Here is a 26009-nt window from a genome sequence, read left to right as displayed (position 1 = left end):
ATGAGGGTTGTTTTTTAATTCACTACAAAATTTTATAAATTAAAAACAGAATATCATGAAAAATCAAGAAGAAATTGTATCAGATTTAAAAGGTTTAATTAACATTTTAAATGATGGTAAAACAGGCTACAAAGAAGCAATTAACAACGTGAAGTCAGAAAATTTAAAATCTACTTTTTTACAGTTTAGTAACCAGAGATATGCTTACGCAGAAGAATTAAAAGCACATATTGCACAACACGGCGGTAAATCAGATAATGAAGAAGGCGGGGTTTTAGGTGCACTACACAGAGCATGGTTAGATATTAAAGATGCTTTTACCGGAAACGATGATAGCGCAATTTTAGAAGCTATTACTACTGGCGAAAAAGCTGCATTAGAAAAATATGATGAGGTTTTGGAAGATTATAGAGACCACGCAGACCACTATGCTATACTTACTAAACAAAGAGAAGGCATTGCAAGCGCATTAAGTACTATTGAAAGTTACAGCTTAAGCTTGTAATTTTTGAATTTAACCTTTGAAAGACAACATTAAAGTTTTAAGATTATTTACAATTATCTACCGTAAATAGTCTTAAAACTTTTTTATTTAATAGCGCCGTCATCTGCATTAGGTTTTTCTACAAACCAATTATTTTGCACTTTCAAAACTTTTTCAATAATATCCCTGGCAACGCCAGCGCCACCATTAAATGGAGATATGTAATTACAAATATCCTTTATTTCTTGAACACCATCTGAAGGGCAAACCGCAATAGCAACTTGCTCCATAATTTCTTGGTCGGGTAAATCATCACCACAGTAAACTATTTCTGATTTTTGTTTACCAGTTTTTTCTAAAAAATCTAAAAACAAAGGCATTTTATAGGATGCATTTAGGTAAATATGCTTTACGCCTAAACCTTTTAACCTTAAATTAACGGCTTCTGTTTTCGCACCTGTAATTACCGCAACTTCATAGCCTTTTTTAATAGCTAATTGTATTGCATAACCATCCTTAATATTATACTGACGTAATTGTTCACCGTTTTCAGCGACTAAAATATTACCATTGGTAAGCACCCCATCAACATCAAAAACAAAAGTGGTAATGTCTTTTAATTTATCCAGCATATTTTTATACCTAACCTCTAAACTTATCTAATAAATTACTTAAAGTTTGCGCTTCTTCTTCTGTAATATTGCTTTGAAAACTTTTAGTCATCGCTTCTTCTAATTTAATATTTTCTAAAAGCTTTAGACCGTTTTCATTAATAACAATATCAACTGCTCTCCTATCTTTTTCGCAAATGCTGCGTTTTACCAAATCTTTTTGAACTAACCTATCCACAATTCTTGAAGCGTCAGACATTTTATCTAACATTCTCTCTCTAATGGTATTTATGGTAGTCGGTTTTGGATGTTGGCCTCTTAAAATTCTTAAAATATTAAACTGTTGGTTGGTGATATTTGATTTATCTAACTCCTTTTTTATAAAACCATTTAACCAATTATAAGTATAAATAATATTTACAGATGCCTTTTGAAAATTGTTACTAAACTTTTGGTTATGAATTTCTTTTTCTATTTCCATATATCTAATTTCACCTTAAAGGCTTATTTTTATTTTTATCATCCACTTTTTTAAATTTCCAAGGGCAGTGCTTGCATCCGCTTTTACAGCAAAAACCACGATTTAAATGGTATTTTTCTGTAAACACAAAATTCCCATCCTCGTTTACATAATAATCTATTTTCTCTTTTAACATTAAAGAATTTTAACCTGTAAAGAATTACTAAAGTAACTCTTCAAATTATTACCATCGCCATGTACTGTCCAAACTTGTTTTGGTTTTACTTCTTCAATCGTTTTTAAAATATCATCCCAATCCGCGTGGTCAGATATGTAAAGTTTACCATCGTTTCCATGTTGTAAATTTTCCCAACCAGAAGCAAAAACACGAGTTACGCCAATAGCATTATTGTAACTATTAAAAGTTAAAGGCGGCACCAAATAAACTTGATTTTGGTGTTTTTGTTTCATCTCTTTCCTATCGTAATGTTTGTATTTGCCCAAATTTATTCCATTTTTTTCATACAATTGATGAATAGGGAAAATAGAATAATGTAAATGAATGTTTTTTTGCGGGCAATAATCATTAATTAATGATGTTAAACGTTGCGCTTTGCCTAAACCGTACACACCCAACAATATATTTGTAGAAATTTGATTTAAACTTTTGATCTCAGTTATAGGATCTGGATGTTTAGTATCAGGATTTGCGAACGTAGTTTCTGTAATTAAAACATCAGCATTGCAAAATTCTATAGGTTCACAAGTTCTATCTGCTTGTAATTTAAAATCTCCAGTAAATAAATAAACAGTATTTAAATATTCCATTTTAACCATTGCAGAACCTAAAATATGCCCAGCTGGCAAAAAACTGATATTTACATCGTTTAAACTGAAAGTTTGATTGTAACCATGTAAATTAAAATTTGCACCCGCGTTTTTTTTCAAGCGCAACTTCATTATTTCTTTGGTAAAAGGGGTGCAAAAAATTTCTTGGTTTCCAGGTTTTGCATGGTCGCCGTGGGCGTGAGATATTACTGCATACTTTACCGGTAATTGTGGATCTAAATAAAAATCTCCATACTTACAATACAACCCACTAGCAGTTTTAACCAAAAAATCTTCCTTAATACTCATCTCTAGCTATCATCTGATTAATCTTTTTTTAACGCCTTTTCAGTAAAAATATGGTGTAATTTTAATACTTGCATTATTAAAAACTCTTGCTCGTTATTATTGATAAAAAAATCGGCTTTGGCTAATTTCTCTTCCTCGCTCATTTGGCTTTTTATCCTTTCTAAAACCTTTTCTTCACTTATATTATCTCTTTGCATTACCCTTGCAATTCGAGCTTTTTCTGGCGCACTTACCAGTACATTATAGTTGTTTTGCAAATATGAACCACTCTCAAAAAGTAGAGCAGCCTCTTTTAATACATACAAACTGTTTTGTTTTTTTACCCAACTATCCATTGCTCTAAAAACCGCAGGATGCACAAAAGAATTTAGTTTTTGGAGTTTTTGCGATTCTGAAAATACAATAGATGAAATGTGTTTTCTGTTTAAAGAACCATCTTCTAAATAAGCTGCTGAACCAAACTCTAATTTAATTTGATCTATTAATATTTCATCTGTAACCATTAAATGTTTGGCAACATCATCAGCATAAAAAACAGGAATACCAAGTAATTCAAAAATTTTGCAAACAGTTGTTTTACCACTGCCTATACCACCTGTAATTCCAATAGTTAACATCATTATTTTTTTATCATAAAATTAACTTGCAGCGGCTCAATTTTCCTAATTCTTGTAAATGGTCTTTTCTTTACAATTTGTACTGGTAACATTTTTGCAGCATCATTTTTCCAAATATCTAAATCAACTATAGCTTCATAATCATCCTCTTTCACTTTTGCATAATCAGATAAAGAAACCATGAACGTAATTTTCACCCTTTCGGGGATTAGTTTAATATTATAATACTGTTGATTATTAATTACTTTAATTGGTATGGATAATTCTGCCTCAGTAAACTCTTCAACTGGGATTTTAAGTTCTGTTAATGGCGGATAAATGGTAATATTAGGTGCCTCTGATGATTTTAAGGAAATTTTATCTGTTATGGTATTGCTAATATTTTCTCTTTTAAAAGTATCAGTTTCCCAAACTTTAATAGTAGCTAATTTCTCTAGAGGACCTGTAACTGTAATAAAACTTGGCTTAATTTCTATATCAGCAGATTGACCAAACTGCTTCACAAAGCTTAGTTTGGTAACTAATTTAACAGGTACTTTTTTAACCCTTCTTGTTGTAAAATCAAAATAAAGTGTATCTGGATTTACGCTAATTATTTTTTGTTCTGAAGAGTAATAATTGTTAATTGTACGCATTTGGTCGGTAAAGGTGACGTAATTACGTTTTTCTAATGTTTTTAAATCAACTTTTACATCTCGTGGATATATTCTTAACCGTGTAAACAGGAGTTGCCAGCCAGTACCTTGTACGGTTAGTAAAACGGTATCAGACTGTAAAGGGTTAAAAGCTTTATTTACAGGTAAATTTTTAAAGTTTACTACTGTTTTAACCTCGTATTCGTATTTATTTGATAAAGAAAAAAACAACCAAGCCAAAACAGCCAAAATAGTACAAGTAAAAAATATACTTAGTTTTCTTCTTTCAACTGCTGTTAACTTTATTAAAGCCATAATTAAATATATTTATGCTTTTGATGTAAAGTAAAATTAAAAAAAAATGCCGTTTTAAATTAAAACGGCATTTTAATATTTCATTTAAAGTTTTTTAAGCATTTAAAGTTTTAGACGAATCTAAAGAAACTGCTGCTTTATCAAATCTGATTTTGCCGCCACCTTCTGTTTCTACCAAAATAGTAGTATCATTCATGTCAGCAATTTTTCCATGTATTCCTGCTGTAGTGATAATTTTATCACCTTTTTTTAATTCGGCAATAAATTTTTTGTGATCTTTTGCCTTTTTCATTTGTGGTCTTATCATAAAAAAATAAAAAACAACCACAATTAAAATCATTGGTAAAAAATTCATGATTTCACTTGGCACTTGTAATAAAACGTAATTTAACATATTGGTCTATTTATAATTATTTAACAACTTCTCCTATTAGGTGTATCAATGTTTGTGCGGGTATGGTATTAGCGGTAATTGTTACCACTTTATCTTGTAATCCTACTTTACCTGCACTATTGAAAACCACTTTTACTACTCCTGTTTTTCCAGGTGCAATTGGCTCTTTTGGTATTTCTGGCACTGTGCAACCACAGGTAACAGCGGCGTCTTTTACTATTAGAGGTGTTTTACCAGTATTAGTAAATTTAAAATCGTAAGAAACACTTTGCCCTTCTTTTATCTTATCAAACTCATAAACATCAGTTTCAAATTTCATTACCGGTGCGCCATCTGCACTAGTATTTTCCTCAGTGCTTGTTTCTTTTTGACTTATATTATTACAAGCCGCAAAAGACAACAATACGCAAAATGCTAAAATATTAATCTTCATATTAATTTATAATAAACCTCTACCGTATTTTCTAATTTTACCTTGTTCTTTTAAATCTTCTAAAATTTTATCTAAAATACCATTAATAAATGTGTTGCTTTTTGGAGTACTAAATTCTTTGGCTATCTCTAAATACTCGTTTATGGTAACTTTAACAGGAATACTTGTAAAGTAAATTAATTCTGCTAAAGCCATTTTCATTAAAATAACATCCATCATTGCTATTCTATCTGCTTCCCAGTTTTTAGTTTTAGTAACAATCATTTCTTGGTAAGCGCTATTGTTAGCAATTGTTTTTTGGAACAAATCCAAGATAAACTCTCGGTCTTCTACCCAATTTGCACTTACCTGAGCTAACTTTTGTTCACCAACTTCCGACGAGAAATTTTTTAAAGTTTTGGCAATCATGGCTTGTAAAACGTCTTGATCTACTTGCCAGTTAATATGTTGTTCTTCTAAAGCTTGCTGTGCTAAAGTAGATTTTAAAATAACTTTTTTAAAGATGAATTTGATAATATCTTTATCAGAATGTAAATCATCATCTGTTTTTAACAAATAAGCCTTATACTCTTCACTATTTTTTAGTGTAACAAATAAAGATCTTGCTAACTCAGGGTCAAAACTCCAAGAAGTTTTATATTTTTTTAAAGACGTTATATATTCATTGTTATCTAACAATAACTTAATAAAACGGTTATCTAAAATTTTTAAACTTGCATTCTTATCTTCATCAGAAGGAAGGTGTTTGTTAGCTCTGTCAATAGCATCAATCTCTGCATATTGTACAACATCAACAATTAAAGCTAATAAACCGATGTACATTTCAAAAACTTTATCAACGCTTGCCAATAAGCTTTTTTCTTGTTGTTTAGTATCTTTTACTGATGCTTGTTGAAATGCATAAATAACCTGCATTACCTTTACTCTTAGATGCCTTCTGTTTAACATATTTAAAGAACGATTTGGCTTTACAGCCTTTTATATTTATTTTATTTATTAAAAGTCCGAGGTTTTGTGTCCGCTGTCCGCAGGCTGAAACCTTGTATTGTTGTTTATTTGTCAGAGTTTTGTGTCTGCTATCGGAAGACCAAACTTCTAAATTTTTTTAATTATAGTTTTTGTTGCCATTTATACCGCAGACTCTAGACTGCGGTCATCTGACATTAAAAACTTCCTCTTATCTTTTTAATGTCTGCAATTCTCTTTTCTGCAATTTTATTAGCAGCAATATTTGTTGGAATATTTTCTGTTTTTGATTTCTTTAAAACTTCACGAGTTGCTTCGTAAATATTTTCTGCCAACTGCATGGTTCTTTTTTTACTATAGCCATAAAGTTCTGAATAAGAATTAATTAAACCGCCAGCACTAATTAAATAATCTGGTGCAAACAAAATTCCTTTTTCTAACAACAACTGTCCATCTGCTTTTTCGTCTGCCAATTGGTTATTTGCAGAACCTGCAATAATTCCACATTTCATTTTTGTAATGGTCTCCGCATTAACAGTTGCACCTAAAGCACATGGAGCGTAAATATCAAATTCTAAATCAAACAAACTACTATTACTTACAACCTCAGCTCCGTATAATTTAGCAACTTTTCTAAGTCTGTCTTCATTTATATCACTAACATAAACTTTTGCATTTTCTTGTCTCAGCAAACTTACCAAATGCTCGCCTACATGGCCAGTTCCTTGTACTGCAACCGTTCTACCTGCTAAGCTATCTGTGCCAAAAAGTTCTTTTACACATGCTTTTATACCCATAAAAACTCCTTTAGCTGTAACCGGAGAATTTTCTCCGCTACCACCCATAGATTCTGGCACACCTGTTACAAACTTAGTTTCCATACGTATGTATTCCATATCTTTTGGACCTGTACCAACTTCTTCAGTAGTTATAAAAGAACCATTTAGGTTTTCTATAAATCTACCGTACCTGCGCATTAAAGCTTCTGATTTATCGGTTCTACTATCGCCAATAATTACACCTTTACCACCACCTAAATTTAAGCCAGTAATTGCAGCTTTATAAGTCATGGCTTGTGATAATCTTAATACGTCGTTTAGTGCTTCGGCTTCTGTAGTGTAAGACCACATTCTTGTACCGCCAACCGCAGGGCCTAAAGTAGTATCATGAATAGCAATAATTGCCCTTAAACCAGTATCATCATCTTTACAAAAAACAACCTTTTGATGTCCAAAAACACCAAGCTGATTAAATATTGAATTTTCTTCTAATTGAATTGACGACATAAAAATTGAAGCAAATTTTAATGATGCTTTTCTGCGCAAAAGTAGCTGTTTTTTTCTTAATTAAGACATCTTTATTGTAAAAGATTACAAGATTTTGTGTGCTTATATTGAAGTTTTTTCTTTTTGAATAATATTTGAAACCACGCATTCATTAAAAGTTTATAAAACTTAATCTATTGGTAGCTGTTGTAAAAAAACAAAATCATATCCTACCTTTGTACGGCAGATGAAAGAATTAGCATATTTAAATAAATTTTTTTTAAAATATAAATGGCAATTATTACCAGGGGTTGTATTTGTAATTATCTCTAATTTCTTTGCCGTTATTCCAGCTCAAATTATAAGAATTGCTTTTGATTTAGTAAATGAGAACATTGCAATCTACCGTCTTTTTAATGGTTTTGATAAGCAAGATTTAATACTTGATATTTTTGGATCTAGCTTATTGCTTTTTGGTGGGTTGGTTATTTTATTAGCAATTATAAGAGGTTTATTTTTGTTTTTTATGAGACAAACTATTATTCTCACCTCAAGGCACATAGAATTTGATTTAAAGAATGAAATTTACCAGCATTATCAAAAACTTTCTTTAGCTTTTTACAGAAGAAATAATACTGGCGATTTAATGAACCGCGTTACTGAGGATGTGAGCAGAGTAAGAATGTACGTTGGCCCAGCCATTATGTACACCATTAATACTGCTGTATTATTTATACTCATAATTATAGCTATGGTTAATGTTAATTTAAAACTAGCCATTTATAGCCTTTTACCATTACCACTTTTAGCAATAACTATATATTATGTAAACAGTATTATTAACCATAAAAGTGAAAAAATACAAAGACGTTTAAGTACGCTATCATCTTTTGTGCAAGAAACCTTTTCGGGTATAAGAGTAATAAAATCTTATGTTAAAGAAGAAACACTTAAAAAAGGTTTTGAGGTAGAAAGTGAAGATTATAAAACTGAGTCTTTAGCTTTAGTAAAAGTACAGGCATTCTTTTATCCAATTATGTTGTTAATGGTTGGTTTAAGTACAATTATTACCATTTATATTGGTGGCCTACAAGTAATGGATGGTAAAATAAGCGCTGGTAATATTGCCGAATTTATAGTTTACGTTAATCAGCTAACATTCCCAGTTACATCTTTAGGTTGGGTAACTTCACTAATACAAAGAGCGGCGGCATCGCAAAAAAGAATTAATGAATTTTTAAAAACAGAACCAGAAATAACAAATCCTAATCCAAACCCGATTGATATTAAAGGTGCTATAAAATTTAAGAATGTAAGTTTTATTTATCCTGACACAGGAATTAAAGCAATAAAAAACATTTCGTTTGAAATAAATAAAGGCGAATTATTGGCCATAATTGGAAGAACAGGCTCGGGAAAATCAACCATTGCCAATTTAATTATGCGTATGTATGATGTTGATAAAGGCGAAATAAGTATAGACAATCAAAATATAAAACATATAAATTTAGAAGCATACCGAAGTAAAACAGGCTTTGTACCTCAAGAGGTGTTTTTATTTTCTGATACAATAGGTAGAAATATAGCTTTCGGATTAGATGAATTAGACCATTTGAAAGTTGAAGAAGCTGCAAAAAATGCCGCAGTTTATAAAAACATTATGGCTTTTGATAAAAAGTTTGAAACCTATATTGGAGAAAGAGGCATTACACTTTCTGGCGGACAAAAACAACGTATATCTATTGCAAGAGCTATTATTAAAGAACCAGAAATACTAATATTTGACGATTGCTTATCGGCAGTTGACACAAAAACTGAAGAAGAGATTTTAAATAATTTAGGCAAGGTGATGAAAGGAAAAACAAGTATTATAATTGCTCACAGGGTTTCAACCATTAAAAATGCTGATAAAATTTTAGTTTTAGATAACGGAGAAATTGCTGAACAAGGAAATCATGATGAGTTGATGAACAAAAAAGGACTATATTTTGATCTTTATGAGAAACAATTGTTAGAAGAACAACAATTATCTTAAACTTTGGTGGTAATATTTGGAACTTTAATATTTTCTTTCTTTATTTATCCTGTCAAATATAAAACAACAACACATCAATGGGAGATTACGATAACAAAGAAAGAGAAGAAGTTTTTTCGAAAAAGGTTAGAGCGGGTAAAAGAACTTACTTTTTTGATGTAAAAGCTACAAGATCTAATGATTACTACGTTACAATTACGGAAAGTAAAAAAAGATTAGAGGACGGTGTATTTATTAAACACAAAATTTTTCTTTACAAAGAAGATTTTGAGAAATTTGCAGAAGGTTTAACCGAAACTGTAGATTATATTAAGTCTCAACAAGAAGTAGTAGAAAAAAGATACGAATATAATCCTGACCATGTTTCTAATAAGTCTGATGATGAATTTTCTTTTGATGTTTAAAAACATGATTTAAACAATATTTGAAGAGCTAATTTCTTAATTGAGATTAGCTCTTTTTAATTTTAAAGCTATGATTATCAAAAAATTAAAATAATGTGGATTTTTAAAAAATTATTATTTACATTTGTTTTAAATAATAAATAGAATATAATGAATAATGGAACAGTAAAGTTCTTTAATTCAACCAAAGGATTTGGTTTTATTAAAGAAGACGGAACAAACAAAGAATATTTTGTACATGTTTCGGGTCTGGTTGACGAAATCAGAGAAAATGACGAAGTAACTTTTGACCTACAAGACGGTAAAAAAGGATTAAATGCAGTAAATGTTAAACTTGCTTAATCAGCAGGTCTCTTAATATAGATCACATTTAAAGTCATCAAAGCCATTGCTACTAAGCGATGGCTTTTTTGTTTTTTAGCATTTGTTGTTTTATCACAAAGGGCGCAAAGTTTTCACAAAGGAAACAGAGTTATATTTCTTTTTTGTTCTCACTTTCGAGTAATTATTAATAATACAAATATTGTAAACTATTAAAAGCATGCTCATAATTAAGACTAAATTTTAAGAATTTCCTTTGTATAATTGTGCAATCCTCGTTTAACTCTGTGGTTAAACAAAATGTTAAATATCAATAAAACACCTCTCCTATCACAAAAAAAACATCAAATTTGCTTATCTTAATTTCCAATTAAAAAAATTAAAATGTTAAAGAAAATAATCATCGGTATTGTAGCATTTATTGTAGTAATTTTAATTGCTGTAGCAAGCATCCCTCTCCTATTTAAAGACACAATTGTTTCTAAATCAAAAACCGCTATTAATAACAATGTTAACGCTAAAGTTAATTTTAAAGATGTTGATTTAAGTGTAATCAGTACTTTTCCTAATTTGGGTATAGAACTGAGTGATTTAGTTGTAATTGGCATTGATAGTTTTGCAACCGATACTTTAGCAAACATTAAAACATTAGAACTTAACCTCAATTTAATGAGTGTTATTAAAGGCGAAACCTATCAAATAAATTCGGTTAACCTTTTTGAACCAACTATTTACGCTAAAGTTTTGAAAAGCGGAAAAACGAACTGGGATATTGTAAAAGCAGATAGCACAATAACAACAGATACCTCTAAAACAAACTTTAAAGCAAGCTTACAAGAATACAGTATAGAAAAAGGAAACATTACTTATGATGATGCTTTATTGGGTTTCTATATGAACCTTAAAGATGTTAATCATACTGGTACAGGAGATTTTACGCAAGATTTATTTCAGTTAAAAACAGCATCGGATATTCAGCACCTTACGGTAAAGTATGCAGCAATCCCTTACCTAAACGATGTTAAGCTAGTAGCTGATTTGCCAATTGATATTGACATGAAAAACATGAAATTTAGTTTTGGTGATAATAAAATTAAACTGAATGAACTGCTTTTAGCGGTAACAGGAAGTTTGGCAATTCCTAATGAAACAGATATGCTAATTGATTTTAAGTTTGATGCACAACAATCAGATTTGAAGAATTTTCTGTCTTTAATTCCTGGAGTTTATGCTAGTAACTTTAAAGATATGGATGCCAGCGGACAGTTTGCTTTTAATGGTTTTGCAAAGGGAACTTATAACGAAACTTCATTACCTGCTTTTGATGTGAATTTGAGTATTAAGGATGGTAAAATGAAGTATGCTGGATTACCTGCCGCAGTAAATGATATCCAAGTAAATGCAAACATTAAAAACCCTGATGGTGTAATTGACCATACAGAAGTAAACATTCCTTCTTTTCATTTAGTTTTTGATAAAGCACCAATTGATGGCAGATTGTTTGTAAAAACCCCAACTTCTGACCCCTATGTTGATATGGCCCTGAAAGGAAAGTTAGATTTAAAACAATTGACCACAATTTTCCCGATGAAGGATATGACTCTAAGTGGTATATTAGATGCTGATGTGCAAGCAAAAGGAAATAAATCATCAATAGACAAGCAACAATACCAAAACTTTTACGCTACTGGGCAAATGTTAGCTACTAATTTTGTTTATACTGGTGCTGCAGTTGCAAAACCTGTAAGTATTAGTTCTGCTAAAATGACTTTTAACCCTCAAAATATCACTTTAGCAAATTTGAGCGCAAAAATTGGCAAAAGTGATTTTGCTGCAAATGGAAGTATAACTAACTACTTAGCCTATATTTTTAATAAAAACCAATCTTTAGGCGGCACATTTAATCTTAATTCTAATTTATTAGATATAAACGAATTAATGGGCCCAGAAAACACTGCTACTGCAAAAGTAGATACCTCAAAACTTACACTCATTAAAGTACCTGCAAACATAAATTTCTTAGCGTCTGTAAATGCAAAACAAATTTTATACGACAACTACAATATAACCAATGCAATTGGCGCTTTACAGGTTAAAGATGAAAGCGTTTATTTTAAAAATATGGCTTTACAAATGTTAGATGGCACTGTTAAAATGAATGGAATGTACACCACAAAAGACCCTAAAAAACCATTTGTAGATATAGATTTTGGGATTGAAAAAATGAGTATCCAAAAAGCATTTGCCACGTTTAATACCTTTAAATTATTAGCACCCATTGCAAAATATACAAAAGGAGAATTTACTACTAATTTGAAGTTTAACTCGCTTTTAAAGCAAGACATGATGCCAATTTATTCCAGCATAAATGCATCTGGTTTAACCAATATAATACAAGCAGTAATTGATGGTTTTGAACCTTTAAACAAATTAGCCGTCGGCTTAAATAGCGATAGATTGAAGCATTTAGAAGTTAATAATTTACTAACCAAATTTAATATAACAGATGGCAGGTTAAATGTAGCACCTTTTAATATTAAAAAAGGAGATATATTAATGAACATACAAGGTTCTAACGGAATAGACCAAACAATGGATTATATATTAGCTATTAATTTACCAAGAGCAATGTTGGGCAAAGCAAACGAAACTGCAAACAACCTATTAGCAAGTTTAAACAATAAAGTAGGGAGTAATGTAGCTGTTAACGATATGGTTAAAATTAATGCCTTATTAGGAGGAACCATTACAAAACCTACGTTAAAATTAGATTTAGCTGGCGGTTTAAAATCGGAAGCTAAAAGCATTGTGAACCAACTTGTAGAAGACAAAAAAGCAGAATTTGAAAATAAAGCGAAAGAAGAAGTTACTAAATTAACAGACAAGGCAAAAGACCAAATTCAGCAAAAAACAGATACACTAAAAAAACAAGTAGATCAAAAAGTGAAAAACGAGGTGAAAAATCAGTTAAATAACTTTTTCAAGAAGAAAGCAACGCCGGTTGATACTACTAAAAAATAAAGATTTTAAACTCAAGTTTCAAGTTAGCGGCAAGTCTTAGACAGCCCACATTACTATGACAGAAATAATTATAAAAGAAGAAGCATTAGAGCAGATAATTCAAAAACTGCAAAGTTTTAATTGGACAGGTCAAACCAAACAAGAAATAGAATTAATTCGACAAGACTTTGCACAGACTTATGATAAAGCAAAATTAAACAGCTTAACGAAAGAAGATTATTTTATTGGGCTTGGTAGACAGAAAGGTTGTATTTCATACGACCTTGAATGGGGAACATTATCGCTTGGAAGTATTAAAGGAGGTTCAAAATATAAATATGGCTACGAAACAGACTTTCCGAAAATAAAATATCTACTACAAAAAGTTATTTCGGTTGACGCATCAAATCCATACAAAGCAAACGGAAAACTTTCAACAGACTTAGAAAATATTGTAAGTCTGTCAAAAGAAATTAATGGCTTTAAAACAGGCAGGACTGTTATTCCAAAACTTTTGAGCATTTACTTTCCTGATATTTTCCTTCCTATTTTTAACGATCAAAACCGCTTTCTAAATTTCTTTTTAGTAAGCGGCATTGACACAGAAAATACAGGACTTGCTTTGTATTTTGAATACAATTACAAACTTCTAAAAATAAAAAGCAGAGTTGAAGAAATTACAAACAGAATTTTCGGAAACTTTGAATTTGCAACATTTCTCTACCATACGTTTCCAAAAGAACAAGAAATTGTTATTGACGGCCAACCAATAATTTTACCAGTAGTTCAAGAGGAACAAAAATTTGAGGCATTAGAAGTACAGCATTATCAAACTTTACTTCACAGAAATATGCCAAGACTTTTTCCTAAGCTCAAATATTTTGACGAAGAACAACAAATGCAAAAGAATGGACAGTACGACACACAAGTTGTTGGAATTATGGATATGCTGACCATTGACGAAAACGGAGATTTTGTAATTATAGAAATAAAACGAAAAGCAAAGGATTTAAGCATTGGGCAAATTTTGCGTTATATGGGTTGGACAAAAGAAGAGTTATGCAAAAAAGGACAATCAGTCCGTGGATTAATTGTTGCTGAAAGCAAAGACATCAATTTGGATTTTGCATTAAAAATTGTTCCAGACGTAAAATTTCTTAAACTCGGGCTAAGCATTACTCTTGTTGAACAATAGCGTATGCAACTAACATCAGTTTAAGAATATAACGTCAGAAGTCCCCCCATAAAACATTTACACATGATTCAAAACAAGGCATTCTTAAGAACTTTTTTTCTAAAAATTAGCAACATTACAAAGCCAAAAATCGTTATAAATCTTTGGTTTTTATGAATTTCCTGAGTAATTTAAATTGCATTTTAACTGCCCAGCAACATTTTAAAAAACTTGTTGAATTCTTTTGGTTATAAAATCACCAATCTTGGTTTAACATTAAAGTAAATCTTGCTATAATTTTATTTTTTCCTACTTTTGCCCAAACCACACAAGCTGATGCAAAATTTAACACTTCTTGACGGCCAGAAATTTCAAATCACTTTACAGCGGCTTTGCCATCAATTAATAGAAAACCATAACGACTTTTCTAACTCGGTAATTTTAGGAATACAACCTCGGGGAATTTATTTATCGCAAAGAATTGCTAAAGAATTAAAGCAAATAATCCCCAACTCTCATATAAAAAACGGGATTTTGGATATCACTTTTTACCGTGATGATTTTAGACGTGGAGATAGCCCCTTAGTGCCAAGCAGTACAGAAATTGATTTTATTATTGAAGGTAAAAAAGTAATATTAATTGATGATGTTTTATGGACAGGACGAACCATAAGAGCCGCAATGGATGCCATTTTAGCTTTTGGCCGACCAGAAAAAGTTGAACTTTTAGTACTAGTTGACAGACGTTACAGCAGGCATTTACCAATAGAGCCTAATTATATAGGTATAAAAGTTGACTCTATGTCATCGCAAAAAGTTGTGGTAAGTTGGAAAGAGACAGACCAAGAAGATAAAGTTGTTTTAGTATCTGAAAGCGTATAATATAACATGGCAGAAATAGCACAAAAACTGAGCAGTAAACACCTTTTAGGAATTAAGGATTTAACTACACAGGATATTCAACTGATTTTAGAAACCGCAGATACTTTTAAAGATGTTATTAATAGACCCATTAAAAAGGTTCCATCTTTAAGAGATATTACCATTGCAAATATATTTTTCGAGAACTCTACCCGTACTAAATTATCGTTTGAGCTAGCTCAAAAACGTCTTTCTGCAGATACCATCAACTTTGCAGCATCAAGTTCATCGGTTAGTAAAGGAGAAACTTTAATTGATACGGTAAATAATATTTTAGCCATGAAGGTTGATATGGTGGTAATGAGACACCCTTACCCTGGCGCTGGCATATTTTTAAGTAAACATATTGATGCGCAAATTATTAACGCTGGCGATGGCGCACACGAACACCCAACGCAAGCTTTATTAGATGCTTTTTCTATAAGAGAAAAATTAGGTGAAGTAGCTGGAAAAAAAGTAGTGATTGTTGGAGATGTTTTACATTCGAGAGTGGCACTTTCTAATATATTATGTTTGCAAAAATTAGGTGCAGAGGTTATGGTATGTGGCCCAACAACATTAATTCCAAAATACATACATACTTTAGGTGTAAAAGTTGAACATAATTTAAGAAAAGCACTTAACTGGTGCGATGTTGCAAACATGCTACGAATACAACTAGAAAGACAGGATATTAAATATTTCCCATCTTTAAGAGAATATTCTATGATGTATGGTTTAAATAAAGAAATTTTAGATTCTTTGGATAAAGAAATAATTGTAATGCACCCAGGCCCTATAAACCGTGGGGTAGAAATAAGTAGCGATGTAGCTGACAGTAAGCAATCTATCATACTTAATCAAGTAGAAAATGGTGTTGCTGTACGTATGGCAGTACTTTATCTTTTAGCAAGTCAAAAACAGAACTAAAACTTCAAATAAACCTAAAACTCATAATTCCTATATTATTCATTTATAAATTGCGTTCTATCTACTTTATTAACACGTGTTAGTTAATAAGTAACTCATTAGAAAATGCAAGTATTATATTAGACTACCCACTTTAGATAAATTATGCGCAAAATCACCTCATTTTTCAGTTGTTTTTTGTTTTTTTCAGGAACAATTTTCGCTCAAATACCGGCTTACTTTGATATAAATGCTCAATATAAAATTGCTACCGAATTACTTTCTCAAGAAAAATATGCGGCCGCCTCGTCTATATTTTACGAAGTAGAAAAAAGTAAAATTATTAAAACACCACAATCACTAAATAATGTTGAAATAAGTAATCTAAAAATTAACAGCGAATATTACAGAGCCTATTGTGCACTAGCATTAGATAATGAGGATGCAGAACAACTTTTTAAACGCTTTATTAAAAACCATCCAGAAAGTCCTAAATCTAAACAAGCTTATTTTCAAGTTGGTAAATATTATTTTGGACAAAAAAATTATGCTGAAGCGTTAAATTGGTTTACTAAAGTAAGTTCGATAGATTTAACAGGTAAAGAAGATACTGAGTATAAGTTTAAAACTGCTTACTCTTATTTTGAAACAAAAGAATTTGCAAATGCCAAACCATTATTTGGCATAGTTAAAGATGAAAACTCAACATTCTCTGAGCAAGCAACTTATTATTACGCTTACATTGCTTACGCAGATAAGGAATATCCTATAGCACTAAAAAACTTTGAAAAACTTAAAAATTCAAAAAATTATCAGGCAAGTTATCCTTATTATATATCAGCAATTTATTTTTTAGATGAAAGGTATGATGATGTTTTAGCTTACGCTGTGCCTATTGTTGAAAATACAAAGCAATTAAACGAAACAGAAATGCTAAGGATAATTGCTGCATCTTATTTTGCTAAAGTTGATTACCCAAATGCGCTTGCTTATTATGAGCGTTTTATGAAGCAAGATTTAGGTAAAACTCAAAATAATCAAGATAGTTACCAAATTGGCTACACCTATTATAAACTTAAAAAATACAACCAAGCTATAGAGCAATTAGGTAAATTAATTAACGATAAAACGGCTTACAGCCAAGCAGGCTTATACACTTTAGGAGATTCATACTTAACCACAAAAAACAAACAAAGCTCAAGAAATGCTTTTCAGGTAAGTTCTAAACTTAACTTTGATAAATTAATTGAAGAAGATGCCTTGTTCAACTTCGCAAAACTTTCTTACGAATTACAGTTTCATGCTGTAGCATTAGATGCAACTCAAGAATACTTGAAAAAATATCCTCGTTCTAAAAACTTAAACGAAGCTAAAACCTTATTAGCAAAGGTTTTATTAAGTACAAAAAACTACCGTGATGCGATTGACATTTTAGAAGGTATCGAAAACAAAACTCCTGATGCCAAAGAGGCTTATCAAAAAGTAACTTATTACAGAGCTTTAGAGTTTTATAATGAAAGAGCATTTGAAAATTCGATTGGCCTATTTTTACGCTCTAACAATTATCCTTTAGATGCCGAAATATTTGCATTATCAACTTATTGGTGTGCTGAGGCAATGTATGAAGTTAGAAAATATAGCGAATCTGTTTCTTATTTTGAGAACTTTTTGGGCATGAGTGCCGCCAAAAAAACCGATTTATACAATTACGCAAACTATGCTTTAGGTTATGCAGCCTTAGAGGGAGAAAGCTATGCTAAAGCCGCTACTTATTTAGCTAGATTTTTAAACGGAAACGAAAAAGATGCTAAGACAGTTAAAGATGCTACTTTAAGATTAGCTGATGCTTATTTCGGTGCTAAAAATTACGGTAGTGCCTTAGGTTATTACAATAGAGTAATTGCACAAGGAGGAAGCAGCGAAGATTATGCTTTGTTTCAAAGAGGGATTATACAAGGTTTACAAAATCAGCCGGAAGTTAAAATTGCCACCTTACAATCATTACTTTCAAAATTTCCTAATTCTAATTACGCAGATGACGCTGGTTTTGAAATTCCTTACACCTATTTTTTAATTGGCCAAGGTGAAAAAGCTAAAACAGATTTAACTTTGTTTGCACAAAAATATCCTCGTAGCTCATACATACCAAGGGCATTGGTTACCATTGGTTTGGTTAATTATGAACAAAAGAATGACCAAGTTGCAATCGATATATTTAAGAGAGTAATTAGCGAATATAAATCAACAGATGAAGCGCAACAATCTTTAAAGCTTATCCAAAAAATTTATACAGATATGGGTAATGCTACAGATTTTATTAACTATGCTAACACTACTTCTATCGGTAATTTTAGTACTTCAGAACAAGATAATATTATGTTTCAAGCTGCTAACACTCAATATTTAAGAGGAAATTGGAACGGTGCGGTAGAATCTGTTAATGCATATTTTGATAAATTCCCTAAAGCTATTCAAGATAAACAAGCTAAATTTATTAGAGCAGAGAGCTTTAAAAACTTAGGTAAATTTGCACCTGCAATAATTGATTATGAATATATATTAAATGACTGGACCAGTGAATATACTGAAAGAGCTTTAATAAGTATCTCTAAAATATATTTAAGCAACAAACAATATAATGAAGCTATTGTGCACCTTAAAAAATTAGAAATAGCATCGGAATATAAAGCCAACTATACCTTCGCTATTAATAATTTAATGGTTTCTTATGCAGGTATTAAAGTGCCAGACCAAACTTTACAGTATGTTGATTTGGTAAAGAATTACGAAAAATCATCAGAAGAAGATAGAAACAAAGCTGGCCTGTATGCTGGTAAAGCTTATTTATTGTTAGCCGATACTACAAAAGCAAGAAAAGAATTTGAAGGCGTTGTTAAAGCCACAAAATCTGTTGCTGGTGCAGAAGCTTTGTATAATGTAGCCGAAATTCAATACTTTAAAAAAGATTATAAAACATCGCAAAAAACTTGTTTTCAGTTGATAAATGATATGCCAAGTTACGATTATTGGGGTGCTAAAAGCTTCTTACTATTAGCAGATAATTACATGGCTTTAAAAGATAAAGTGCAAGCAATTGCAACTTTAAAAAGCATTATAGACAATTACGAAGGGGATGATGAGATTTTAGAAACGGCAAAGAAAAAATTGGAAACCTTCAATAGCAAATAACATCATGAATAAAAGAACTTATATAAGCACTTACGTTTTCTTTAGTTTATTTGCAATTACTCTTGTAACTAACGCACAAGATAAACCTAAAGAACCTGTTAAACAGGATACAAAAGAAACTGTTAAACAAGATACCAGCAAAAGAAATGCAGTTACTGAAGAAATTGAGGTGGTACGGTCTTACAAACCTGTATTAGCTGATGCAGTAAAAATAAGAAGAAGTCCAAATTTAAACGATATTAAGCCATTTAACCCAAAAGTTAGTTATAATTTATTAGATAAAAGGTTAGAGCTTAATAGTGGAATTAGAGAATTAGAAGCTCAAAAACTACAAGCAAAAATTGAAGCTCAACCCAAAAATAATTTCGCAAAATTAGGCTTAGGTAATTTGGGTACTAATTTGGCACAAGTAAATATTGCTACAGGGCAAGATCCTGCTTTGCAAGCAGGTTTTAACTTTAACCATTTAGGAATGAGTGGTAAAGAAAATCAGCAAAAAATAAGTAAACAAAGCTTAAGTGGTTATGGCAGAAGCATTGGTGATGCTTTGGTTTTAGAAGGTAAATTGGGTTATGATAGAACTGGGACTTATTTCTATGGTACTGACCCATTAAATACTTTTATTAATTTAGATCCGCAAAAACAAAGATTTAATTACTTTAATGCAGAAGGGCTGTTATTTAACCGTACAGATGCAGATGATGAAAACAGTTTTAGTTATGCCGCAAAAGTACAGGGTTATATTTTCAATAACGCATTTAAAGCAAAGGAAAATGGTGTTGTTTTATCTGGTGGTTTAGGTAAAAATTTAAATAAATTTCATTTAGGTGCAAATGCTGCGGTAGATATTACTACCAGTAAAGATTCTGCTTATACTTTTAACAATAATTTATTTAAGTTAAACCCTTACATTCAAATACAAACAGATTTATTTAGGTTCACTGGAGGAATAAATTATGTTAATGAGTTTGGTGCCAACCAAAGGATACACATTTTCCCAGCTATTAGTTTAGATTTTATGTTGATTAAAAACTACCTCACCATATTTGGTAATTTTGGTGGCGATGTGGAGAAAAACACTTTAAAAGGTTTATCAGATTTGAACCCCTACCTAAACCAAAATGTTAATTTAAAAAACACAGTTAACAAATTTGATATAGCAGGTGGTATTAGAGGGACATTTGCTCCAAATGTGGGCTACAAAGCAACTATAAGCTATAAAGACATTAGCGATTTAACTTATTTTACAAATAGCATTTCTGAAAAACAGAAATTTGATGTAGATTATTTTGTAGGCAACACTAACGTTTTGGGTTTTAGTGGTGAAGTAAATATTAGTTTTTCTGAAGCTTTTAACTTAGATAGTAAAGTTGATATTAGACAATTTGATAATAACAACGAGGATTTTATTTGGTTAAGACCAGGTTTCACTTTACAATCTACTGCATCGTTCAAAATTGTGGATAAGGTAAAACTATCTGGCGATTTATTATTTCAAGGAGAGACAAAAGCAAAAGTTTATGATGCAGTAAATGTTTTACCCGTACCAATTAATCCAGCCTTCACTGCAAAAACAATTAAAGCCTTTGCAGATATTAGCGTAGGTGCAGATTATCAATACAATAAACAAATTTCTGCATTTTTTAGAGTGAACAATATTTTAGGTAACGATTATGAAAGGTTGCCTTATTATAGAAATTACGGAATAAATATATTGGGCGGAGTTAGTTATGGCTTTTAGATTTTTTTAGGTAGCTAATATTAAAAAAACTATTTTTACAAATAATGGATATTTCAGCCTATTTAGTAGAACTTATTGTAGAAAAAGACCACGTAACTGTACCTGGTTTGGGGAAGTTTTTAAAAAAACGAACCAATGGCTACTATGATAGTGAGGCTAAAATATTTTACCCACCAAGTGGCGAAATTGTTTTTAGTACAGATTACATGCATGATGATAAATTGGTGCATTTAATTAGTCAAAAAACAGCTTCATCGCTCACAAATGCTTATGCAATTTTAGACGAATATATTAGAGAAATTAAAGTAGCATTAAAAACCAGTTCAGTTGTTTTAAAAGGTATTGGCGAATTAAAGCATGATGATGGTAAATTATTGTTTCAATCTGAAAAAGAAACAAATGTGAGTAAAGCTTACTTTGGCCTCCCTCCTGTTGATACACAATCTGAAAGATTAATTGGAAAAGATAGTGAAACTTATAGCCTAGCTCAACAAGCTTTAAATACCTCGTTCCCGGATGAATATTTAGAAGATGAACAAAAAAGAGGATGGGTTGCAATAACCATGGGAATAATTGCAGTAGCTGCTTTAACTGCTATTATTGGTTTGTATTTTGCTAAGCCAAATTTCTATAAAGATTTAATTAATCAAATACAAACAACTACGGTTAAACCAAGTACAACACCAGTTTTACCGCTCAATAAACAATTACCAAATGTAGAAGCGGTAAAAATAGCCGATTCTATTTACAACAGTACAGATGTAGAAGGTAATTTAAAAGCACAAGGCTTTGAAGTTGAAAAAGTTAAAGACTCTACCAATATATCTATAAATAAAAAAGTTGTACCTGCTAAAGGAAAATTTAAGTACGAAATCATCATTGGTTTATACCCAAGAAGAGAAGATGCCGTTAAAAGAGTAAGTCAGTTAAAAGCTAATGGCATTGACGCTCATATTGTAGATGATGAAGGAGCTGGAGTTACCATGATGACAAAAATAAGCGGTGCAACTTTATATAATGATGCCGATGCAGAGAAAGAATTACAAAGAATACTACAAGAATTAAATCCACAAGCTTATAAATTACCGATTTTAATATTAAAATAACATGTTTTTACAAGACACTTTACAGCCATTAACAGATACGGCCACAAATGCGGTATCTGCTTTACAAGCTAATACCACAGAAGAATTAAGTTTATTTGATTTACTAACCAAAGGTGGCTGGGTAATGATACCCTTAACAATTTTGGCCTTAATAGGATTAATTATATTTTTTGAACGTTATTTAACCATCAGAAAAGCTAATAAAGATGAATCGCAGTTAACCATGCAAGTACGCTCAAGTATTAAAACTGGCAATTTAGATTCGGCAATTGCAATTTGTAAAAGTAGCAATACACCGCTTGGCCGTATGTTGCAAAAAGGTTTATTAAGAATTGGCCGCCCTATAAAAGATATTGAAGGTGCTATTGAAAATGTTGGAAAACTGGAAGTTTCTAAACTGGAAAAAAACATTAGCATTTTAGGTGTAATTGCTGGTATTGCCCCAATGCTTGGTTTTGTGGGTACTATTATAGGTGTAATTACTATTTTTCATGATGTATCTGTAAAAGGAGTAATTGAAATTGGAACCATATCTGGTGGTTTATATGTGAAAATGATTTCATCAGCAACTGGATTAATTATTGGTATTATAGCTTATATTTTATATAATATCTTAAACGCAATGGTGGATAGAGTGATTTTGAAAATGGAAACAGATTCTATTGAGTTTATTGATTTATTAGAAGAGCCAGGACGATGAATTTAAGAAAAAGACAAAGACCACATGTTGAAGTACATACTTCTGCATTAAATGATATCATGTTTTTTTTATTACTGTTTTTCCTTTTGGCCTCTGCAGTGGTAAATCCAAACGTGGTGAAACTATTTTTACCAAGGTCAAGTTCTGGACAGGCATCTCCACAGAAAACTATTAATGTTTCTATCACAAAAGATTTAACTTATTTTGTGGAGAAAGAACAAGTGCCTTTTAATGCATTAGAACAAAAAATAGCTTCATACCAACAAGCAAATCCGGATTTAACCGTTATACTTTACGCTGATAACACCATTGCTATACAAAATGTAGTGAGTTTAACAGATATCGCAAATAAGCTGAAAATTAAATTGGTTTTAGCAACCGAACCTCAAAAATGATTGGACTATTAAAGAACAATACTGAAAATAATTACCCAAAAGCAATTGGTATTTCTTTGGCTTTGCTTGCTGGTTTTTTATTATTGAGCTTTTTTTATATTGTTAGTCAGGCTGAATTGCCAGAAGAAGTTGGTATTGGCGGTATTATAGTAAATTACGGGACTGCCGACGAAGGGATGGGTAACGATTATATGAGTGTTGAAGAACCATCTGTAGATCCTAATGCTAATGGTAAAGCACCAGACAAAATTACCCCAAACGAAGAAGTTACGCAAAACACCCAAGCTACAAACGCTGATAATAATATTGTAACAGATGATAATTCTGATGCGGTTAGTTTGAACACTAAACCTAACAATACCAATAGTGCCCCAACTCAAAAAACTGAGGACAAACCGGCTAAGCCTGTTATTAATCAAAATGCTTTGTATAAAGGCAACAAAAACAAAGGTACTGGCACTGGGGATGGAAACGGTGCAGTAGCTGGTAACCAAGGAAAACCAGAAGGCGACCCTTTAGCTAGTAATTATGATGGTACAGGTTCTGGTAACGGAGGTGTAGCGCTATCTTTAACTAGTAGAAAGTTTGTAAACCTCCCAAGTATAAAAGACGATGGACAAAAATCTGGTAAAATTGTGGTTGAAATTAGGGTTGATAAGAATGGAATTGTTACCAGTGCAAAAGCTGGTGCAAGGGGAACTACTTTAACAGATGCAACACTTTGGGATAAATGTGAAGACGCGGCTTTAGGTTCGAGATTCAACACTTTAGTTAGTGCACCTGATACACAAATTGGAACTATCGTTTTTAATTTTAAGGTGAAGTAAAGTTTAAAAGTCCTGAGACCGATGTCCGAAGTCTTAAACATTTTGAATTACGTTCCAATCACTCCTACAACCAAATAAACAAAATGAATTACCAGCAAACACTGGATTATCTTTACGCTCAACTCCCTATGTTTACCAGAGTTGGGGCAATTGCTTTTAAAAAAGACCTTACCAATACCATAAAATTTTGCACCCATTTAAATAATCCCGAAAAAAAATTTAAAACCATACATGTGGGTGGTACAAATGGCAAAGGTTCTACATCGCATATGTTGGCGGCTATTTTTCAAAAAGCAGGCTATAAAACTGGTTTATATACATCACCACATTTAAAAGATTTTAGGGAACGCATAAAAATTAATGGCGAAATGATGGCTGAAATAGAAGTTATTGACTTTGTTTCGGAAAATAAACGTTTTATTGAAGAAATTGAACCCTCATTTTTTGAAGCAACTGTTGCCATGGCATTTCAACATTTTGCCAAACATAAAGTTGATATTGCGATAATTGAAGTTGGTTTAGGTGGACGTTTAGATTCAACAAATGTAATTTCGCCAGAGGTCTCTGTAATCACAAACATTGGTTACGACCACATGAATATGTTGGGAAATACATTGACTGAGATTGCAGGCGAAAAAGCGGGAATTATAAAACCCAACACCCCAGTGATTATTGGAGAATACCAAGAAGAAATTGCTTCAATTTTCCAAAATAAAGCATTAGAAAATGAATCGGAAATTACGTTTGCTACAAATGAATGGTGTTACAATGAAAGCCAGATTGTTAATGATAAAAGACAAATCTCCATACATGGTAAAACCAAAAAATACAATCTCACTTTAGACCTTACCGGTACTTATCAAATAAAAAATGTAAAAACTGTTTTATCTGCAATTGAAGCTATAAACAAAAAAGGGTTTCATATTTCTGATATTGCTATTTTATCAGCTTTAAGCGAAGTGAAAAAATTAACAGGCTTAATGGGTAGGTGGCAAACTTTAGAAAGCAGCCCTTTAGTAATTTGCGATACCGGCCATAACGAAGATGGAATAAAAGAGGTATTGCATAATATCGGAATTACTCCGCATCACAAATTATTAATGGTTATAGGTATGGTAAAAGACAAAGACATTACTAAAATACTAAAGGCTTTGCCAAAAGCGGCTACCTATTATTTTTGTGCGCCAAATTTAGAAAGGGCTAAAGATGTTGAAGAATTACAACAAGAAGCTTTAGCTTTAAGTTTAAATGGCAAAGCTTATCCAACTGTTAAAGACGCTTTAGAAGCTGCTAAAAAAGACGCTAAAGACGGTGATTTAATATTTGTAGGAGGAAGTACTTTTGTTGTTGCTGAGGTAGTTTAGAACTATTAAACAAAAAACCCGATATTTAATTACATCGGGTTTCTTAATCAAATAATCTTTTTCTATAATTTAGTTAGCTGGTACAAACTTAATTTTTGTTTCAAGTTCGTTAAGCTCAGAGTTATATTTTTCATTCTTGCGCTTCAATTTAGATATATGCTTTTGTTTTGAAGCTATTCTACTCTGGTATTTTGCTACATCTTTTGACGCACTATTTGCGTCGCTATAAGCCCTTTTAGCCTTCTTAGCTAACTTTTCATCTCTACTGTTCTTTCTAACATTTTCAGAAGCCTCAGCAGCCTTATTTGCTTTTGATTTTGAATCTTTTAAATAATTTTCTAACTTTTCCTGATAAGAAACAATATCATTTTCATCATCAGCAATATCTTGGTTATTAGCGTTTATTTTTTCACTTAAAGACAAAATTTTCTCTCTTAATTTTAAAGTTTCAATAGAGTCTTTTGATACGCCTTGTGCATAAGAAAAAGACATCAATATTGAACATATAAAAGTTATTATTAATATTCTCATTATTTTGTTTGTTTGTTTGTTTGTTTATATTCATATCTGTCCGAACAATTTCCGATTTCGTAAAACGGAATTATTAACTAATTGATTTACAGTTAT

The 26009-nt window shown here is 31.4% G+C and carries 26 protein-coding genes; 15 read left to right on the top strand and 11 right to left on the bottom strand.

What is annotated here, in order from left to right:
* Positions 1-55: 55 nt before the first annotated feature.
* Entirely contained in the window at positions 56-505 is a 450-nt protein-coding gene (locus tag ACFSSE_RS14275) for a ferritin-like domain-containing protein (RefSeq protein ID WP_379046511.1), read from the top strand.
* An 83-nt stretch (positions 506-588) separates the two neighbouring features.
* Here ACFSSE_RS14275 and ACFSSE_RS14270 read toward each other — a convergent pair whose 3' ends face one another.
* From ACFSSE_RS14270 to ACFSSE_RS14225, 10 genes are all read right to left on the bottom strand, one after another.
* Positions 589-1116, bottom strand: a complete 528-nt coding sequence (locus tag ACFSSE_RS14270; RefSeq protein ID WP_379046514.1) for a KdsC family phosphatase — start codon at positions 1114-1116, stop codon at positions 589-591.
* Positions 1117-1126: 10 nt separating this feature from the next.
* A complete protein-coding gene (locus ACFSSE_RS14265) occupies positions 1127-1576 on the bottom strand; it encodes a MarR family winged helix-turn-helix transcriptional regulator (protein ID WP_379046517.1) in 450 nt (149 codons plus the stop codon).
* A gap of 10 nt (positions 1577-1586) precedes the next feature.
* Positions 1587-1751 (bottom strand): DUF5522 domain-containing protein, encoded by a 165-nt coding sequence (locus ACFSSE_RS14260; RefSeq protein ID WP_379046520.1) that lies wholly within the window; start codon positions 1749-1751, stop codon positions 1587-1589.
* The gene (locus ACFSSE_RS14255; protein WP_379046523.1) at positions 1751-2692 is read right to left on the bottom strand and encodes an MBL fold metallo-hydrolase RNA specificity domain-containing protein; all 942 of its coding nucleotides are present in this window, start codon (positions 2690-2692) and stop codon (positions 1751-1753) included. Before ACFSSE_RS14255 ends, ACFSSE_RS14260 begins: the two co-directional genes overlap by 1 nt.
* Positions 2693-2709: 17 nt before the next feature.
* Positions 2710-3312 carry a dephospho-CoA kinase gene (gene coaE, locus ACFSSE_RS14250; RefSeq protein ID WP_379046526.1) on the bottom strand — a complete coding sequence of 201 codons (603 nt, stop codon included), beginning with the start codon at positions 3310-3312 and terminating at the stop codon, positions 2710-2712.
* Positions 3312-4259 (bottom strand): YbbR-like domain-containing protein, encoded by a 948-nt coding sequence (locus ACFSSE_RS14245; protein ID WP_379046529.1) that lies wholly within the window; start codon positions 4257-4259, stop codon positions 3312-3314. Before ACFSSE_RS14245 ends, coaE begins: the two co-directional genes overlap by 1 nt.
* A 94-nt stretch (positions 4260-4353) precedes the next feature.
* Complete coding sequence (gene yajC, locus ACFSSE_RS14240; RefSeq protein WP_379046531.1) at positions 4354-4653, bottom strand: preprotein translocase subunit YajC; 300 nt, start codon at positions 4651-4653, stop codon at positions 4354-4356.
* 16 nt (positions 4654-4669) lie between these two features.
* A complete protein-coding gene (locus ACFSSE_RS14235; protein WP_379046534.1) occupies positions 4670-5086 on the bottom strand; it encodes a DUF1573 domain-containing protein in 417 nt (138 codons plus the stop codon).
* Positions 5087-5092: 6 nt separating this feature from the next.
* Positions 5093-6034 (bottom strand): transcription antitermination factor NusB, encoded by a 942-nt coding sequence (gene nusB / locus ACFSSE_RS14230; protein WP_379046537.1) that lies wholly within the window; start codon positions 6032-6034, stop codon positions 5093-5095.
* Positions 6035-6249: 215 nt separating this feature from the next.
* Positions 6250-7338 (bottom strand): Glu/Leu/Phe/Val family dehydrogenase, encoded by a 1089-nt coding sequence (locus ACFSSE_RS14225; protein ID WP_379046539.1) that lies wholly within the window; start codon positions 7336-7338, stop codon positions 6250-6252.
* A gap of 226 nt (positions 7339-7564) precedes the next feature.
* On the opposite strand from ACFSSE_RS14225, the gene ACFSSE_RS14220 reads away from it, so the two are divergent.
* The 14 genes from ACFSSE_RS14220 to ACFSSE_RS14155 all read left to right on the top strand — a co-directional run bounded on the left by ACFSSE_RS14220 (position 7565) and on the right by ACFSSE_RS14155 (position 25382).
* Positions 7565-9352: an ABC transporter ATP-binding protein gene (locus tag ACFSSE_RS14220; RefSeq protein WP_379046542.1), complete on the top strand. Its 1788-nt coding sequence runs from the start codon at positions 7565-7567 to the stop codon at positions 9350-9352.
* 77 nt (positions 9353-9429) lie between these two features.
* A complete protein-coding gene (locus ACFSSE_RS14215; RefSeq protein ID WP_379046545.1) occupies positions 9430-9756 on the top strand; it encodes a DUF3276 family protein in 327 nt (108 codons plus the stop codon).
* Between the two features lie 150 nt (positions 9757-9906).
* Positions 9907-10098: a cold-shock protein gene (locus ACFSSE_RS14210; RefSeq protein WP_017259446.1), complete on the top strand. Its 192-nt coding sequence runs from the start codon at positions 9907-9909 to the stop codon at positions 10096-10098.
* Between the two features lie 363 nt (positions 10099-10461).
* Complete coding sequence (locus ACFSSE_RS14205; RefSeq protein WP_379046549.1) at positions 10462-13098, top strand: AsmA-like C-terminal region-containing protein; 2637 nt, start codon at positions 10462-10464, stop codon at positions 13096-13098.
* Positions 13099-13153: 55 nt separating this feature from the next.
* Positions 13154-14272 carry an endonuclease NucS domain-containing protein gene (locus ACFSSE_RS14200; RefSeq protein WP_379046552.1) on the top strand — a complete coding sequence of 373 codons (1119 nt, stop codon included), beginning with the start codon at positions 13154-13156 and terminating at the stop codon, positions 14270-14272.
* A 315-nt stretch (positions 14273-14587) separates the two neighbouring features.
* Positions 14588-15133 carry a bifunctional pyr operon transcriptional regulator/uracil phosphoribosyltransferase PyrR gene (pyrR, locus tag ACFSSE_RS14195; protein WP_379046554.1) on the top strand — a complete coding sequence of 182 codons (546 nt, stop codon included), beginning with the start codon at positions 14588-14590 and terminating at the stop codon, positions 15131-15133.
* A gap of 6 nt (positions 15134-15139) precedes the next feature.
* Positions 15140-16081 carry an aspartate carbamoyltransferase catalytic subunit gene (locus ACFSSE_RS14190; protein ID WP_379046557.1) on the top strand — a complete coding sequence of 314 codons (942 nt, stop codon included), beginning with the start codon at positions 15140-15142 and terminating at the stop codon, positions 16079-16081.
* A 144-nt stretch (positions 16082-16225) separates the two neighbouring features.
* A complete protein-coding gene (locus ACFSSE_RS14185) occupies positions 16226-19249 on the top strand; it encodes a tetratricopeptide repeat protein (protein ID WP_379046560.1) in 3024 nt (1007 codons plus the stop codon).
* 4 nt (positions 19250-19253) lie between these two features.
* Positions 19254-20990 carry a TonB-dependent receptor gene (locus ACFSSE_RS14180; RefSeq protein WP_379046563.1) on the top strand — a complete coding sequence of 579 codons (1737 nt, stop codon included), beginning with the start codon at positions 19254-19256 and terminating at the stop codon, positions 20988-20990.
* A 44-nt stretch (positions 20991-21034) separates the two neighbouring features.
* Entirely contained in the window at positions 21035-22096 is a 1062-nt protein-coding gene (locus ACFSSE_RS14175) for an HU domain-containing protein (RefSeq protein WP_379046566.1), read from the top strand.
* A 1-nt stretch (position 22097) separates the two neighbouring features.
* A complete protein-coding gene (locus ACFSSE_RS14170) occupies positions 22098-22796 on the top strand; it encodes a MotA/TolQ/ExbB proton channel family protein (protein WP_379046569.1) in 699 nt (232 codons plus the stop codon).
* Positions 22793-23191, top strand: a complete 399-nt coding sequence (locus ACFSSE_RS14165) for an ExbD/TolR family protein (protein ID WP_379046572.1) — start codon at positions 22793-22795, stop codon at positions 23189-23191. The genes ACFSSE_RS14170 and ACFSSE_RS14165 overlap by 4 nt, the downstream gene beginning before the upstream one ends.
* Complete coding sequence (locus ACFSSE_RS14160) at positions 23188-24018, top strand: energy transducer TonB (RefSeq protein WP_379046574.1); 831 nt, start codon at positions 23188-23190, stop codon at positions 24016-24018. Before ACFSSE_RS14165 ends, ACFSSE_RS14160 begins: the two co-directional genes overlap by 4 nt.
* An 83-nt stretch (positions 24019-24101) precedes the next feature.
* A complete protein-coding gene (locus ACFSSE_RS14155) occupies positions 24102-25382 on the top strand; it encodes a bifunctional folylpolyglutamate synthase/dihydrofolate synthase (protein WP_379046577.1) in 1281 nt (426 codons plus the stop codon).
* A gap of 69 nt (positions 25383-25451) precedes the next feature.
* On the opposite strand, the gene ACFSSE_RS14150 is transcribed toward ACFSSE_RS14155, so the two are convergent.
* Positions 25452-25913, bottom strand: a complete 462-nt coding sequence (locus ACFSSE_RS14150; RefSeq protein ID WP_379046580.1) for a hypothetical protein — start codon at positions 25911-25913, stop codon at positions 25452-25454.
* Between the last annotated feature and the right edge of the window lie 96 nt (positions 25914-26009).

This window comes from Pedobacter alpinus (assembly GCF_042684645.1).
Classification (GTDB): domain Bacteria; phylum Bacteroidota; class Bacteroidia; order Sphingobacteriales; family Sphingobacteriaceae; genus Pseudopedobacter; species Pseudopedobacter alpinus.
Note: the sequence above shows the minus strand (reverse complement) of the source record. Positions and strands in the feature narration are given on the sequence as shown.

Bases quoted from the DNA above. Each gene is read 5' to 3' on its own strand.
- yajC (WP_379046531.1), bottom strand. From the start codon at position 4,653: ATGTTAAATTACGTTTTATTACAAGTGCCAAGTGAAATCATGAATTTT.
- ACFSSE_RS14275 (WP_379046511.1), top strand. From the start codon at position 56: ATGAAAAATCAAGAAGAAATTGTATCAGATTTAAAAGGTTTAATTAAC.
- ACFSSE_RS14215 (WP_379046545.1), top strand. From the start codon at position 9,430: ATGGGAGATTACGATAACAAAGAAAGAGAAGAAGTTTTTTCGAAAAAG.
- ACFSSE_RS14160 (WP_379046574.1), top strand. From the start codon at position 23,188: ATGATTGGACTATTAAAGAACAATACTGAAAATAATTACCCAAAAGCA.
- nusB (WP_379046537.1), bottom strand. From the start codon at position 6,034: ATGTTAAACAGAAGGCATCTAAGAGTAAAGGTAATGCAGGTTATTTAT.
- ACFSSE_RS14245 (WP_379046529.1), bottom strand. From the start codon at position 4,259: ATGGCTTTAATAAAGTTAACAGCAGTTGAAAGAAGAAAACTAAGTATA.
- ACFSSE_RS14165 (WP_379046572.1), top strand. From the start codon at position 22,793: ATGAATTTAAGAAAAAGACAAAGACCACATGTTGAAGTACATACTTCT.
- ACFSSE_RS14175 (WP_379046566.1), top strand. From the start codon at position 21,035: ATGGATATTTCAGCCTATTTAGTAGAACTTATTGTAGAAAAAGACCAC.
- ACFSSE_RS14205 (WP_379046549.1), top strand. From the start codon at position 10,462: ATGTTAAAGAAAATAATCATCGGTATTGTAGCATTTATTGTAGTAATT.
- ACFSSE_RS14190 (WP_379046557.1), top strand. From the start codon at position 15,140: ATGGCAGAAATAGCACAAAAACTGAGCAGTAAACACCTTTTAGGAATT.
- ACFSSE_RS14235 (WP_379046534.1), bottom strand. From the start codon at position 5,086: ATGAAGATTAATATTTTAGCATTTTGCGTATTGTTGTCTTTTGCGGCT.
- ACFSSE_RS14200 (WP_379046552.1), top strand. From the start codon at position 13,154: ATGACAGAAATAATTATAAAAGAAGAAGCATTAGAGCAGATAATTCAA.
- pyrR (WP_379046554.1), top strand. From the start codon at position 14,588: ATGCAAAATTTAACACTTCTTGACGGCCAGAAATTTCAAATCACTTTA.
- ACFSSE_RS14265 (WP_379046517.1), bottom strand. From the start codon at position 1,576: ATGGAAATAGAAAAAGAAATTCATAACCAAAAGTTTAGTAACAATTTT.
- ACFSSE_RS14150 (WP_379046580.1), bottom strand. From the start codon at position 25,913: ATGAGAATATTAATAATAACTTTTATATGTTCAATATTGATGTCTTTT.
- ACFSSE_RS14260 (WP_379046520.1), bottom strand. From the start codon at position 1,751: ATGTTAAAAGAGAAAATAGATTATTATGTAAACGAGGATGGGAATTTT.
- ACFSSE_RS14210 (WP_017259446.1), top strand. From the start codon at position 9,907: ATGAATAATGGAACAGTAAAGTTCTTTAATTCAACCAAAGGATTTGGT.
- ACFSSE_RS14155 (WP_379046577.1), top strand. From the start codon at position 24,102: ATGAATTACCAGCAAACACTGGATTATCTTTACGCTCAACTCCCTATG.
- ACFSSE_RS14255 (WP_379046523.1), bottom strand. From the start codon at position 2,692: ATGAGTATTAAGGAAGATTTTTTGGTTAAAACTGCTAGTGGGTTGTAT.
- ACFSSE_RS14220 (WP_379046542.1), top strand. From the start codon at position 7,565: ATGAAAGAATTAGCATATTTAAATAAATTTTTTTTAAAATATAAATGG.
- coaE (WP_379046526.1), bottom strand. From the start codon at position 3,312: ATGATGTTAACTATTGGAATTACAGGTGGTATAGGCAGTGGTAAAACA.
- ACFSSE_RS14270 (WP_379046514.1), bottom strand. From the start codon at position 1,116: ATGCTGGATAAATTAAAAGACATTACCACTTTTGTTTTTGATGTTGAT.
- ACFSSE_RS14180 (WP_379046563.1), top strand. From the start codon at position 19,254: ATGAATAAAAGAACTTATATAAGCACTTACGTTTTCTTTAGTTTATTT.
- ACFSSE_RS14185 (WP_379046560.1), top strand. From the start codon at position 16,226: ATGCGCAAAATCACCTCATTTTTCAGTTGTTTTTTGTTTTTTTCAGGA.
- ACFSSE_RS14170 (WP_379046569.1), top strand. From the start codon at position 22,098: ATGTTTTTACAAGACACTTTACAGCCATTAACAGATACGGCCACAAAT.
- ACFSSE_RS14225 (WP_379046539.1), bottom strand. From the start codon at position 7,338: ATGTCGTCAATTCAATTAGAAGAAAATTCAATATTTAATCAGCTTGGT.